This is a genomic window from Pseudorhizobium tarimense (genome assembly GCF_022968135.1).
In the GTDB taxonomy this organism is placed as follows: Bacteria; Pseudomonadota; Alphaproteobacteria; order Rhizobiales; family Rhizobiaceae; genus Neorhizobium; species Neorhizobium tarimense.
In genome coordinates, this window is record NZ_JALJRA010000002.1 from 26,111 (window position 1) to 38,852 (window position 12,742).

12 protein-coding genes are annotated in these 12,742 nt (G+C 62.3%); 7 read left to right on the forward strand and 5 right to left on the reverse strand.

The window, feature by feature from the left end; translation table 11 throughout:
• Positions 1-8: 8 nt before the first annotated feature.
• The 4 genes from MUU54_RS02350 to MUU54_RS02365 form a co-directional block, all read right to left on the reverse strand.
• Entirely contained in the window at positions 9-497 is a 489-nt protein-coding gene (locus MUU54_RS02350) for a TRAP transporter small permease (protein ID WP_247242442.1), read from the reverse strand.
• A gap of 34 nt (positions 498-531) precedes the next feature.
• Entirely contained in the window at positions 532-1,524 is a 993-nt protein-coding gene (locus MUU54_RS02355; RefSeq protein ID WP_247242443.1) for a C4-dicarboxylate TRAP transporter substrate-binding protein, read from the reverse strand.
• 83 nt (positions 1,525-1,607) lie between these two features.
• Complete coding sequence (locus MUU54_RS02360) at positions 1,608-2,696, reverse strand: Ldh family oxidoreductase (protein WP_247242444.1); 1,089 nt, start codon at positions 2,694-2,696, stop codon at positions 1,608-1,610.
• Positions 2,693-3,436 carry an SDR family oxidoreductase gene (locus MUU54_RS02365; RefSeq protein WP_247242445.1) on the reverse strand — a complete coding sequence of 248 codons (744 nt, stop codon included), beginning with the start codon at positions 3,434-3,436 and terminating at the stop codon, positions 2,693-2,695. The genes MUU54_RS02360 and MUU54_RS02365 overlap by 4 nt, the downstream gene beginning before the upstream one ends.
• Positions 3,437-3,665: 229 nt before the next feature.
• Here MUU54_RS02365 and MUU54_RS02370 point away from each other — a divergent pair, with 229 nt between their 5' ends.
• Complete coding sequence (locus tag MUU54_RS02370) at positions 3,666-4,688, forward strand: GntR family transcriptional regulator (protein ID WP_247242446.1); 1,023 nt, start codon at positions 3,666-3,668, stop codon at positions 4,686-4,688.
• Positions 4,689-4,764: 76 nt separating this feature from the next.
• Here MUU54_RS02370 and MUU54_RS02375 read toward each other — a convergent pair whose 3' ends face one another.
• Positions 4,765-5,850, reverse strand: a complete 1,086-nt coding sequence (locus MUU54_RS02375; RefSeq protein ID WP_247242447.1) for a DUF475 domain-containing protein — start codon at positions 5,848-5,850, stop codon at positions 4,765-4,767.
• A gap of 423 nt (positions 5,851-6,273) precedes the next feature.
• Here MUU54_RS02375 and rbfA point away from each other — a divergent pair, with 423 nt between their 5' ends.
• The 6 genes from rbfA to MUU54_RS02405 all read left to right on the forward strand — a co-directional run bounded on the left by rbfA (position 6,274) and on the right by MUU54_RS02405 (position 12,739).
• Positions 6,274-6,684, forward strand: a complete 411-nt coding sequence (gene rbfA, locus MUU54_RS02380) for a 30S ribosome-binding factor RbfA (RefSeq protein ID WP_247242448.1) — start codon at positions 6,274-6,276, stop codon at positions 6,682-6,684.
• 9 nt (positions 6,685-6,693) lie between these two features.
• Entirely contained in the window at positions 6,694-7,626 is a 933-nt protein-coding gene (gene truB / locus MUU54_RS02385) for a tRNA pseudouridine(55) synthase TruB (protein WP_247242449.1), read from the forward strand.
• A gap of 156 nt (positions 7,627-7,782) precedes the next feature.
• The gene (gene rpsO / locus MUU54_RS02390; protein ID WP_247242450.1) at positions 7,783-8,052 is read left to right on the forward strand and encodes a 30S ribosomal protein S15; all 270 of its coding nucleotides are present in this window, start codon (positions 7,783-7,785) and stop codon (positions 8,050-8,052) included.
• Positions 8,053-8,355: 303 nt separating this feature from the next.
• Positions 8,356-10,503 (forward strand): polyribonucleotide nucleotidyltransferase, encoded by a 2,148-nt coding sequence (pnp, locus tag MUU54_RS02395; protein ID WP_247242451.1) that lies wholly within the window; start codon positions 8,356-8,358, stop codon positions 10,501-10,503.
• Between the two features lie 79 nt (positions 10,504-10,582).
• Positions 10,583-11,590 (forward strand): class I SAM-dependent methyltransferase, encoded by a 1,008-nt coding sequence (locus MUU54_RS02400; RefSeq protein ID WP_247242452.1) that lies wholly within the window; start codon positions 10,583-10,585, stop codon positions 11,588-11,590.
• Between the two features lie 90 nt (positions 11,591-11,680).
• Complete coding sequence (locus MUU54_RS02405) at positions 11,681-12,739, forward strand: endonuclease/exonuclease/phosphatase family protein (RefSeq protein ID WP_247242453.1); 1,059 nt, start codon at positions 11,681-11,683, stop codon at positions 12,737-12,739.
• Positions 12,740-12,742: the final 3 nt, after the last annotated feature.

Genomic DNA, 12,742 nt, shown 5'->3' on the forward strand with positions numbered 1-12,742 from the left:
CGGCCTCCTCAGCCGTTCGTGCCGGCGGCATGTCCGGCGCCGCGGCGAAGATCGAGGAATTTGACGATCGTCGTCAGCGTCAGGAGGAGAGCGCCGAAGGGCAGGCTGGCGGTTACCCAGGAATAACTGATCCAGGGGATCCCCTGGAAGCTGCGTGCCCGGCTGGTCCAGGCAAGCTGCACCCCGTAGACGACCACGAACAACAGGAAGGCGATAAGGATCACATAGTTCAGATAGGTGAGCATCCGCTGACCGGACGCCGGCAGCCGCTCGGTCAGGAGATCTATGGACATCAGCGCGTTGCGTCGCCAGGCGATGTCGGCGCAGATGAAGCAGGCCCAGGCGAAGAAGCAGGTGGCGAAGTCGATGGTCCAGTTGAGCGGGTGGGCGGCCAGACGCGCCAGGCCGCCCGAAAAGATCAACAGGACCATCAGGATGAGCAGGATCCCGGCCACCACCGCTTCGAACTTGCCGATCATGTCGTAGATGTTTCGCATCGGAATCCCTGCGGCCGGGTCTGCTTTCTACCTGCTAGTTTCCAAGTTCAGCCTGAACGGCCTTCTTCGCATCGGTTATTCCAAGCGCTTCATAGGCCTTCTCGCCGGCGGCCTTGAAGGCTTCCAGATCGACATCGGTAACGATCTCCATGCCCTTCGATTGCAGGTCCGCCTTGATGGTCTCGGCCATGTCCTGGATCGTCTGGGACGTCTCTCGTCCAGCTGTTTTGCACTCCTCCACCAGCGCCGTCTGATAATCCTCCGGCAGGCCGTTGAACCACTGCGAGCTGACCACCTGGAAATTGATCAGCATGATGTGCTTGGTCTCGTTGGCGAATTTCAGCACCTCGTAGAAACGCCCGCCTGGGATGTTGGCATAGACGAGCTCTACCCCGTCGATCGCCTGCTGCTGCAGGGCCGGGTACATGTCGCCGAAGGCCATGGCCGTCGGGGCGGCGCCGAGCGCGCGGATGGATTCCTGCCAGATTGGCGCAGGCGGCGTGCGGATGCGAAGCCCCGCAAGGTCCTCCGGCGTGCGGATCGGCTTGTTGGTAAAGAAGTTGCGGAAGCCCTGCACCCAGTCGAAGCAGACCACCTTCAGGCCGTGCTGCGTGGCGAGCTCCTCTTCCCACTTCTGGACGGTCGGCGATTCCGAAAGCTTCCAGACATCCTCAAGAGAGCTGACGAAATAGGGGCCGTTCATCACCGCGATGCTGGGTACGTAATTGCCGAGCCGGGCCGAGTCGGTGTTTTGCCCGACATTGGCGCCCTGGCGGATCTGCTCGATGATGTCTTCTTCGACGCCGAGCTGTGCGCTGTGATAGACCTCCATCTTGAGGCCGCCATTGGTGCGCTCCTCGACCCGCTTCGCCCACTTCATGAAACCTTCGTGGAACGGCTCGCTTGGTCCGAGAACATGGTTGAAACGCAGGGTGTAGGTATCTTGTGCGCTAGCGGTCTCGCCGGCGACGATGGCCAATCCTGCCGCAGCCAGCAGCGGGAGCATTCTCCTTGTGATCTTGCGCATGCTACTCCTCCTCTTGGTTGACGTTTCGACACTTCCTTCCTCGGCGGGAAAGTCCGCAGGCCGCCGATCTTAGCGCAGCGGTGTTACAGGCTAAACGGCGGCGTCAATCGGTGCTCCTTGGCAAGCACGGCGAAGGCGTCGCGGGTCGCGGGGTCGAGCGGAACGCCGCTCTGCTCGCGCTCGCGTGCCACCCGCCATTCCCTGTCGCCCGGTGCCATCACCGTCATCCCCTCGCGTGCCGGCGAACTCCGCAATACTTCAACGTAACGTTTGATGCCGGCCTGGAAAATCTCCTCGCTGACAAAGGCGCCAGGCTTCAATGCCAGCACGAAGGCGCCGAGACCCCGTGGTGTCGATATGTCGGCCCCATTCATCGGCAGAATGTCGAAGCTCAGCTTCATGCCGGAGAAAACGGCGCTGAGGATTTCGGCGAAGCCGCCCAGGCCGGCGCCCTTGAAGCCGAATTCGCCGCCAACCGGCGCCAGCATCTCGACCAGCGAAGGATCGCGCGTGTCGCGACCGTCGGCCTCCGACGCAACCCCCTCCGGCAGCTGAACGCCAAGGCTCCGGTAGAGCTGCACCCGATTATACGGGACGGCACTGGTGGCCATATCGAGCAGCCACGGATTGTCCCCCGTAACGGGTACGGCGAAGGAAATCGGGTTGGTGCCATGAAAGCGCATGGCGCCATCGTGCAGGCGCACGAAGCTGTCCGAATTGCAGACCGCCAGCGCAGCAAAGCCTCGGCGGGTTGCCTCCATCACATAGGCGCCTGCCGGGCCGAAATGGGAGCTGTTGCGGATGGAAACGGCGCCGATGCCGAATTTGTCGGCAAGTTCGATGGCATGGTCCATAGCGCGGTAGGCGCCGAGTGCGCCGTGTCCATGATCGGCGTCGAGCGAGGCGACAGCGCCGAAGGACTGGACGATCCGGACATCGGGAGTCCGGTTGACGCGGCCACCATTCATCACCTTGACGTAGTGGTCGAGCAGGCGCACGCCATGGCTGTCCACCCCGAGCCGCGATCCGTGCATCATGGCACGCGTCGCAGCGTCCGCCGTTGCCTCATCCGCACCAATGGCGGCGAAGACCTCTCGGCAGAAGCGATCGACCGCGTCTATGGAAGCGTGCAGCACGGCCTCGCCTGTAGGCGGCTTCAGGGATGAGTTCATAGGGTCTGGCCTCCATCGATCACGAGGATCTGTCCTGTCATGAATGCGGTTTCGTCGCTGGAGAGATAAACGGCTGCCGCAGCCATCTCTTCGACGCTCCCGAGCCGTCCCATCGGCTGGCGCGCCATGAACGTCCGCGCCATCTCCTGCGGGTCAGGGCTCTGGTCGATGCGGCTTTGCAGCGAGGGGGAAAGGGTGGTGCCGGGGCAGAGCGCGTTGACGCGGACGCCGGTGCTGATGAGATCGCGTGCGGCAGCCTTGGTCAGCCCGATCATCGCCGCCTTGCTGGAGCCGTAGCCGAGGCGGTCGGCGACGCCGGTGATGCTGGAGGCAACCGAGGCGACGTTGACGATCGACCCGCGCCCCCGCTCGACCATTCCCGGCAAGGCCGCCTTCATCGTGCGGAAGGCGGAGGTGGCGTTCTGCTCCAGGCTCTTCTGCCAGTCCTCTTCGCTGCAGGTGAGGATCGAGCCCGTGTGAACCCAGCCGGCGCAATTGACGAGGATATCGAGTGGCCCGGCTTCTGATATGCGGCGAGCGACCGTATTCGCATCGGTGACATCGAGCTCGACGATTCCGATTTTCGGGGAAAGCGCCGGAAGGTCCTCCATCTTTGCCAGTGTACGGCTGCTGGCCACGACATCGGCTCCTTCCGCAGCGAAGGCAAGCGCGATGGCGCGGCCCATGCCCTGGCCCGCACCTGTGACGAAGGCACGCTTGCCATTGAGCCGTCCTGCCATCCGTCCCTCCTCCAAGGTCGCCGCCGATAACGTACTAAGTGTACACTATACGAAAAATCTCTTCTTGCAAGACCTCCTACCGCCTTTTGATAGTGCTGATTAATCCGTCGGTAATCACGAGGGTCGTTTGATGGCGCGCGATCAAGCTGTTAGTTTGATCAAGAGCTTGCCCGTGGCTGTGGCGGGGGAAGAAACGCAGCCGGGGTAAGCGCCAGCGTCAGGAGGCGGGATGACATCGGCTGCAAAGATGGAAGCGGGAATGGCGGCGGCACGGACGCAGGGCGGGACGGTGCCACGTCTCTACCAGCAGGTATTCGACATCCTCGCAGCCCAGATCACGCAAGGCGCCTTGCGCGAGGGCGCAAGGCTCAGCGAATCCGCGCTCGCTGCACAGTTCGGGATCAGCCGCGCCCCGGCTCGCCAGGCGCTGGCTGAGCTGGAGCGGCAAGGGCTTCTGGCGAAGGGAAGCGGCCGGGGCTATCAGGTGAAGCGGCAGAAACAAGCGCAGCCATCCACTGGTGCTCCCCTGGAGCTGCTTGAAGGGGACCTGCGGCTGACGCAAGCCTCCACCTGGTCGCGTATCTATGGGGAGGTGGAAAGCGAGATCGCCGCCCGCACCTCGTTTGCCGGCTGGCGGGTCAACGAAACGGAGCTGGCACGCTACTACGGCGTCAGCCGCACGGTGGCCCGCGATGTCGTCGCACGCCTGCAACAGCGCGGCGTCGTGCAAAAGGACGATCGTTCACGGTGGATCGCGCCGGCCATGTCTCCCGACCACGTGACGGATCTCTACGAACTGCGCTGGCTGCTGGAGCCGGTGGCTCTCGAGAAGGCGGCGCCGAGGTTGCCGGGCGATCTTCTGCCGGGAATGCGTCAACGGCTGGAAGAGGCGGCACGAAACGCCGGAAGCCTCACCGGACCGGATCTCGATCACCTGGAGGAGGATCTCCATGTGACGCTGCTGGGCCATTGCGGAAACCCGCCGCTGATGCAGGCCATCAACCTGCCGCAGGCGCTCCTGGTCGCGCACCGCTTTCTTTATCGCTGGATGCCGAGCCTCTTTGGCGCCGAACCATTCCTGCCCGAGCACCTGGAGATCGTCGACAGGCTGCAGGCGGGACGGGTGACGGAGGCGGCGGACGCGCTGCGGCGGCACCTGCAGATCTCACGGGAGCGGGCGATCGACCGCATCCAGCGGGTGACCCGGGAGGTCCACCCTGAAGATCTTCCCTATCTCGAAAAGCTCGACTGACCGCCGCGGCGACCACGTCTCGGGCTCTTAGAAAGAAGGGCCGTCGCCGGCCCCTCTTGATCGTGTCACCACCGTGTCAGATGTGTCCGCGGGAGAGATCCGTTTCCCGCTGCTGCTCCGCCCGATTGTAACGGATGGAGGACCAGAGGGCGAGGCCGATGAGGCTTGCGCCACCCAGCCCCGTGATGACTTCCGGGATGTGGTAAAGGGTCTGCACATACATGATCACCGAAAGGATCAGGATCGCGTAGAAGGCGCCATGCTCCAGGTAGCGGTAATGGGTCAGCGTCTCCTTCTCGACCAGCATGATCGTCATCGAGCGGACATACATCGCACCGATGCCTAGCCCGATGGCGATGACGAAGAGGTTCTGCGTCAACGCAAACGCGCCGATGACGCCATCGAAGGAGAAGCTGGCGTCCAGCACCTCAAGGTAGATGAACGCGCCGAGACCGCCACGGGCCGCCTCTGTCATCGCCTGCTGCGACGCATCAAGCAGGCCGCCGATCAGCTCCACTGCCAGGAAGGTGAGAAGCCCGTAGATCGCCGACATCACGAAGGTGTCGCTTTCCTCACCCTCGAGAAGGCTGGAAAACACCAGCACCAGCAGCAGGACGAAGGCAATTTCGATGCCCTTGATCGTCGAGTAGCGGGACATGTACTTCTCGAACACCGAGATCCAGTGAACGTCCTTCTCATGGTTGAAGAAGTAGGTGAGCCCGACCATCATCAGGAACGTTCCGCCGAAGGCGGCGATCGGGAGATGCGCCTCGTTCATGATGCGGGCATATTCCTCCGGCTGGGCAGCCGCCAGGACCACGGCGTCAATAGGCCCGATGCCAGCAGCGATCACCACGATCAGCAGCGGGAACACGATGCGCATGCCGAAGACGGCGATCAGGATGCCCCAGGTGAGGAAGCGGTGCTGCCAGACCGGCGTCATGTCCTTCAGCTTGTTGGCATTGACGATCGCGTTGTCGAACGAGAGCGAGATCTCCAACACTGCCAGCACGGCGCAGATGAAGAAGACTGTCAGCATGCCGCCGATCGAGCCGGTGGTCTGCCAGCCGAGGACGGCTCCAAGCGCTAGGCCGACAACGGTCGCGATGATCGACCACTTCAGGTAGCCGAGCAGGGTCGTATGGGTCTGTGGCTGGTTCATGCCCGGCCCCCCATCAAGGAGGAATGGCAAAGGAAAAATGATGCAGCGGTACCGTTGCCGGCATTGCTGCAGACGGAAAGATCAAGTTTCATGAGTAAAAGTCCGCCGGCTCGACTGCAGGCGGTACCGACATCGCGAGAGCGCCGAAAAAACTCTCGCCAGAGGGGCCCGGCACCATATTCTGATCCACGCGATTTGCGGGCGCGGAGATGGCTCTGTACTTGTCCATTTCCCGGCAATCGTCAAGATGGGGAGAGGAGGCAGGCACCTCGCTCAGCCTTTCAGGTGTGGTCACGATGACGGTTCGATGACAGACCCTCCTTGACCTTTGGGCCTTCACGAGTCATTTGACGCCCTACTTGCAAGAGCGTTGTGCCGCCTCAAGGCGAGGCACCGCGAAAATCGCTCCAGAAGAGAATTACAATGACCAAAGCCACTTCCTCGGCGCCTTCCCAGCGCATGCTTCGTGTTGGCGAGCAGGTACGCGCCGCCATCACGCAGGTGCTCCAGCGCGGCGAAGTTCGCGATGACCTTCTCGAAACGACCGTGGTATCGGTTTCGGAAGTACGGATGTCGCCCGACCTGAAGATCGCCACCGCCTATGTTACGCCGCTCGGTCTGCCCGATCACAAAGCCGTGATCGACGCGCTGAACCGCAACGCGAAGTTCATTCGCGGCCGCCTGTCCGGGCAGTTGCGGCAGATGAAATACATGCCGGAAGTGCGCTTCCGCGACGACACCAGCTTCGACAACTACCAAAAGATCGATCAGCTGCTGCGTTCCCCCGAGGTCAGCCGCGACCTCGATACCCCGTCCTCCGAAGACGAAGAATAAGAAGGCAGAATGTCCAAACCACGCAAACCAAAGGGCCGCCCGGTTTCTGGCTGGCTGATCCTCGACAAGCCGGTGGATTTCGGTTCGACGGAGGCGGTGTCGAAGATCAAGTGGCTGTTCAATGCCCAGAAATGCGGCCATGCCGGCACGCTCGACCCGCTGGCATCCGGCATGCTGCCGATCGCGCTCGGCGACGCGACCAAGACCGTTCCCTATGTGATGGACGGCCGCAAGATCTACGAATTTACCGTCACCTGGGGCGAAGAGCGCCTGACGGACGACCTCGAAGGCGACGTGACGAAGACGTCGGAAACGCGTCCGTCCGAAGAAGAAATTCGCAGCCTCCTTCCGAATTATACCGGCACCATCGAACAGGTGCCGCCACAGTTCTCGGCCATCAAGATTGCCGGCGAGCGCGCCTACGACCTCGCGCGTGACGGCGAGACTGTGGAGATTCCTTCCCGCGAGGTGGAGATCCATCGGCTGACGCTGCTCGGCTGTCCGGATGCCAACACGGCACATTTCGAGGTGGAATGCGGCAAGGGCACCTATGTGCGGGCGCTGGCCCGCGACTTCGGTCGCGATCTCGGCTGCTACGGACATATCTCTTCGCTTCGCCGCACCTTCGTTGCGCCTTTCGCTGAAGACCGCATGGTTCCGCTGGCCGATCTCGTTGCGCTGGAAGCGATCGAAGACCGCGAGGAGCGTCTGGCGGCACTCGATGCCAAACTGATGGACACGGCCGACGCGCTGTCGAGCCTGCCGCATCTGGCTGTCACGGAAGACCAGGCGCACCGGTTGCGCATGGGCAATCCGATCATTCTCCGTGGCCGCGATGCGCCGCTGGCGGAGGCAGATGCCTATGCGACCGCCCGCGGCAAGCTGGTGGCGATCGGCGAGATCGGTGAGGGCGAATTCCGGCCAAAGCGCGTGTTCGGCTGATCATTCGCCGGCCCCTTCCATTATCGACCCTTATGGAGTATAGGCAGCGCCAGCAGGCAATGCCTTTGGCAGCGCATTTGCTCATTCACGGCCATGGCTGGACGACATCCCGGCCCTTGGCGACCCCATGTTCCTCATCAAGAAAGGATCTGTCCGATGTCGATCACTGCTGAGCGCAAGGCTGCGCTGATCAAGGAATACGCAACCGCCGAAGGCGACACCGGTTCTCCGGAAGTCCAGGTCGCGATCCTGACCGAGCGCATCAACAACCTGACCGAGCACTTCAAGGGCCACAAGAAGGACAACCACTCCCGCCGTGGCCTTCTCGCAATGGTTTCCAGCCGCCGCTCGCTTCTTGACTACCTCAAGAAGAAGGACGAAGGCCGCTACACCAAGCTGATCGCCAGCCTGGGTATCCGCCGCTAAGAATTGATTGGCGGGCGCCTCACAATGGTCGCCCGCCTTTCTTATCTTCGGGTGACCGAAGGATCGGCCGCAAGGCCGAAGACTGGCGGACCGGATGGGCCGGCTTCGCCAAATCAACCGCTGACCTGCCATGGGGCAGGATTGCCGGATGCTTTCGCCAGACGCTCCGTCTGGCTCCGCGAGAGGATGGTCAAGCCATCCCGCACACGACGAAAGCCTCCCGTTGTCTTGCCCGTGACACGTCACAGCCAGCGCCTGCGCATGCTGCCCGACCGGCCGCCGCGGCGCTACGAAGGACAAGACATGTTCAATACCCATACCGTTGAAATCGAGTGGGCCGGCCGCCCGCTGAAGCTGGAAACCGGCAAGATCGCCCGTCAGGCTGACGGCGCCGTTCTCGCTACCTATGGCGAAACCGTCGTTCTCGCCACCGTCGTTTCGGCCAAGGCGCCGAAGCCCGGTCAGGACTTCTTCCCGCTGACCGTCAACTACCAGGAAAAGACCTATGCCGCCGGTAAGATCCCGGGCGGCTACTTCAAGCGCGAAGGCCGTCCTTCGGAAAACGAAACGCTCGTTTCGCGCCTGATTGACCGTCCGATCCGCCCGCTCTTTCCTGAAGGCTACAAGAACGACACGCAGGTCGTCGTTACCGTCATCCAGCACGACTTGGAAAACAACCCGGACATCCTGTCGATGGTTGCTACTTCGGCTGCCCTGACGCTTTCCGGCGTTCCGTTCATGGGTCCGATCGGCGGCGCGCGCGTCGGCTACATCAACGGCGAATACGTGCTGAACCCGCATCTCGACGAGATGGACGAGTCGACCCTCGACCTCGTGGTTGCCGGCACCCAGGACGCGGTCCTGATGGTTGAATCGGAAGCGAAGGAGCTGCCGGAAGACGTGATGCTCGGCGCCGTCATGTTCGGCCACAAGGGCTTCCAGCCGGTGATCGACGCGATCATCAAGCTCGCTGAAGTCGCTGCCAAGGAGCCGCGCGAGTTCGAGCCGGAAGATCATTCCGCCCTGGAATCCGAAATGCTTTCGATCGCGGAGGCCGAGCTGCGCGACGCCTACAAGATCACGGAAAAGGCTACCCGTTACGCCGCCGTCGACGCCGTCAAGGCGAAGGTGAAGGCGCACTTCCTGCCCGAGGAAGGCGAGGCGAAGTACTCCGCTGAAGAAGTCGGCGCCGTCTTCAAGCACCTGCAGGCGAAGATCGTTCGCTGGAACATCCTCGACACCAAGAGCCGCATCGACGGCCGCGACCTGGAAACCGTTCGTCCGATCGTTTCGGAAGTCGGCATCCTGCCGCGCACCCACGGTTCGGCGCTGTTTACCCGCGGCGAAACCCAGGCGATCGTTGTCGCGACCCTCGGCACCGGCGAAGACGAGCAGTATGTCGACAGCCTGACCGGCATGTACAAGGAACGCTTCCTGCTGCACTACAACTTCCCGCCCTACTCGGTTGGTGAAACGGGCCGCATGGGTTCTCCGGGCCGCCGCGAAATCGGCCACGGCAAGCTCGCCTGGCGCGCAATCCGTCCGATGCTGCCGACGGCGGAACAGTTCCCCTACACGCTGCGCGTCGTCTCCGAGATCACCGAATCCAACGGCTCCTCCTCGATGGCGACCGTCTGCGGCACCTCGCTCGCTCTCATGGATGCCGGCGTTCCTCTGGCCAAGCCGGTTGCGGGTATTGCCATGGGTCTGATCCTCGAAGGTGAGCGCTTCGCCGTTCTTTCCGATATTCTTGGCGACGAAGACCACCTCGGCGACATGGACTTCAAGGTCGCGGGTACGGCCGATGGCATCACCTCGCTGCAGATGGACATCAAGATCGCCGGGATCACCGAGGAGATCATGAAGGTCGCGCTTGCCCAGGCCCAGGGCGGTCGCAAGCACATCCTCGGCGAAATGGCGAACGCCATCACCGAAGGTCGTGCACAACTTGGTGAATTCGCTCCGCGCATCGAAGTGATGAACATCCCGGTCGACAAGATCCGTGAAGTCATCGGTTCGGGCGGCAAGGTCATCCGCGAAATCGTCGAAAAGACCGGCGCCAAGATCAACATCGAGGATGACGGCACCATCAAGATTGCCTCGTCTTCTGGCAAGGAAATCGAAGCGGCCCGCAAGTGGATCCACTCGATCGTTGCGGAGCCGGAAGTGGGCGCCATCTACGAAGGGACGGTCGTCAAGACCGCTGACTTCGGCGCCTTCGTCAACTTCTTCGGCGCCCGTGACGGCCTGGTCCACATCTCGCAGCTCGCTTCCGAGCGTGTTGCCAAGACCCAGGACGTCGTCAAGGAAGGCGACAAGGTCTGGGTCAAGCTGATGGGCTTTGACGAGCGCGGCAAGGTTCGCCTGTCGATGAAGGTTGTCGATCAGGTCACCGGCCAGGAGATCGTGCAGGAGAAGAAGAAGTCGGAAGACGGCGAAGCCGCCGAGTAATCCGCTCTCTTTCCGAATTCAGAGGCGCGGGATCCTGTTCCCGCGCCTTTTCTGTATCCACCGCCGAAGGTGAGGCACCATGAGCCGCGACGCACTGAAAACCCTGTTCCATCCGTTCAACATTGGCTCCGTCCCACTGCCGGAAGCGTCTGACCGCGTTCTCTTTCTGGGTGCAGAAGGCGGGCATCCGCTGCCGGAGGGCTTTGAAGGTGAGGTCTCCGCCGTTCAGCCCTTCCGCCCGCTGTTTCGGACGCTGAAGGAGGGGGCGACACCGCTTGCCGAAGGCGAGGGTTACGACAAGGCACTGGTGCTGTGCGGCAAGCACCGCGGCGAGAACGAGGACCGCGTCGCTGAGGCGCTGCAACGGACCCGCGCAGGCGGTGTGATCGTTGTTGCCGGGGGCAAGGAAGACGGCATCCAGCCGCTGCGCACCACGCTGTTGAAGCTCGGTATTGAGCTCGACTACACACCGAAGTATCACGGCGTGGCGATCTGGTTCGGCCGCCCGGAGAATGCTGAAGCTGCCATCAAGGCGCTGAAGAAGGCGACGGTTGAGGTGGAGGGACGGTTCGAAGCCGCACCCGGCATCTTTTCCCATGACCGTGTCGATCCCGGTTCCGAGCTCCTGGCGGGCCGCCTGCCGGCGGACTTCGACGGAAATGCCGCAGATTTCGGCGCAGGCTGGGGCTATCTCAGCGTCATGCTGGCGGAGAAGGCGCCGCGCACGAACCGGATCGACCTTTTCGAGGCCGATTACCGGGCGCTGGAGTTCGCCAAGGCCAACGTTGCGCGCAACTGCCCCGAACTCAACGCCCGCTTCTTCTGGCAGGACCTGGCAGCCGAGCCGCCGAAGGAGAAATACGATCTCGTGATCATGAACCCGCCTTTCCACGAGGCGCAGGCGGCCGATCCGGAGTTGGGCAAGGCCATGATCCGCGCGGCGGCAGCGGCGTTGAGGAGTGGCGGCCGGCTGATGCTCGTGGCTAATCGCGGGCTGCCCTACGAGCCGGTGCTGGCGGCCGAGTTCAAGGAAAGCGGCGAAACCTGCCGCAATGCCCGGTTCAAGGTGTTGTGGGCGCGGAGGTAGACCGCCAAGAAACAGGCGTCATTCAACCGTAGAGGTTCTGTGTCAGTCTTCGCTCCCGCGGGAGTGGAGACGTTGGACGGAGGACCTGTCATGCGGTTGAAAGAGCTTCGCATCGCCACCTTCAATCTTTACAATCTAAACGAACCCGGTCTGCCGATCTATACCGGCAAGGGCTGGACCCAAGACCAGTACGACCTGAAGATCGACTGGACGCAGAGGGCAATCCGCCAGTTGCGCGCCGACGTATTCGGATTCCAGGAGCTCTGGCACGCGGACGCGCTTGCCAATGCGGTGGAAGCCTCCGGGCTTGCGGACGAATACGACCTGGTGGTTCCGGAAGATGCCGACGGTCAGCGCATCGTCTGCGCGGCACTTATCCGAAAAGGATTGATGTCCGGTGCGCCGGACTGGATCGTGGAGTTTCCGGAGGATTTTGTGCTGCAGAGCTCCGGCGACGATCCGCAGACGCCGGCGATTTCCGTCAGCATCGACAGCTTTTCGCGCCCGGTGCTGCATCTGACGATCCGCCCGCGCGACGAGTATGGCGACGTCCACGTCTATGTCTGCCACTTCAAGTCCAAGGCGCCGACGCAGGTTGAGCGCGAACAGTGGTTCAAGCAGAACCCGGTCTACAGCAAGCACGCGACCGCGCTGGGTTCAGCTATCTCCACCATTCGCCGTACGGCGGAAGCGGCGGCATTGCGCTTCATGCTGACGGAGCAGATGAAGGGCAACAGGACTGGCGTCATTGTTCTTGGGGACGTCAATGACGGGCAGCTGAGCAATACGGCCAACATCCTGACCGGCCAGCCGCGCTTCCTGGTCGGCGATTCGCTCGGGGGCGGTGACGTTGCGCTCTATACAGCACAGACGCTGCAGGAATATCGTAGCACGCGCGACATCTACTACACGCATATCTACCAGGACGCGATGGAATCGCTCGACCACATCTTCGTCAGCGAGGAATTCTACGACAACAGCCGGCGCCGGATCTGGATGTTCGACGGCCTGACGATCAACAACGACCACCTGCACTTCGACGACCACAAGGAAAGCGGCACAAACGACCACGGGATCGTTTGTGCAACCTTCAAGTACAAGCCGATCAAGGCCGAAGCCAGAGAGATCGTCGAAAACGCGCCGAACTGAGGC

Coding starts and splice junctions, on each gene's coding strand:
- pnp (WP_247242451.1), top strand. CDS start 8,356: ATGTTCAATACCCATACCGTTGAAATCGAGTGGGCCGGCCGCCCGCTG.
- MUU54_RS02405 (WP_247242453.1), top strand. CDS start 11,681: ATGCGGTTGAAAGAGCTTCGCATCGCCACCTTCAATCTTTACAATCTA.
- MUU54_RS02355 (WP_247242443.1), bottom strand. CDS start 1,524: ATGCGCAAGATCACAAGGAGAATGCTCCCGCTGCTGGCTGCGGCAGGA.
- MUU54_RS02370 (WP_247242446.1), top strand. CDS start 3,666: ATGACATCGGCTGCAAAGATGGAAGCGGGAATGGCGGCGGCACGGACG.
- MUU54_RS02400 (WP_247242452.1), top strand. CDS start 10,583: ATGAGCCGCGACGCACTGAAAACCCTGTTCCATCCGTTCAACATTGGC.
- MUU54_RS02375 (WP_247242447.1), bottom strand. CDS start 5,850: ATGAACCAGCCACAGACCCATACGACCCTGCTCGGCTACCTGAAGTGG.
- MUU54_RS02365 (WP_247242445.1), bottom strand. CDS start 3,436: ATGGCAGGACGGCTCAATGGCAAGCGTGCCTTCGTCACAGGTGCGGGC.
- rpsO (WP_247242450.1), top strand. CDS start 7,783: ATGTCGATCACTGCTGAGCGCAAGGCTGCGCTGATCAAGGAATACGCA.
- MUU54_RS02360 (WP_247242444.1), bottom strand. CDS start 2,696: ATGAACTCATCCCTGAAGCCGCCTACAGGCGAGGCCGTGCTGCACGCT.
- MUU54_RS02350 (WP_247242442.1), bottom strand. CDS start 497: ATGCGAAACATCTACGACATGATCGGCAAGTTCGAAGCGGTGGTGGCC.
- rbfA (WP_247242448.1), top strand. CDS start 6,274: ATGACCAAAGCCACTTCCTCGGCGCCTTCCCAGCGCATGCTTCGTGTT.
- truB (WP_247242449.1), top strand. CDS start 6,694: ATGTCCAAACCACGCAAACCAAAGGGCCGCCCGGTTTCTGGCTGGCTG.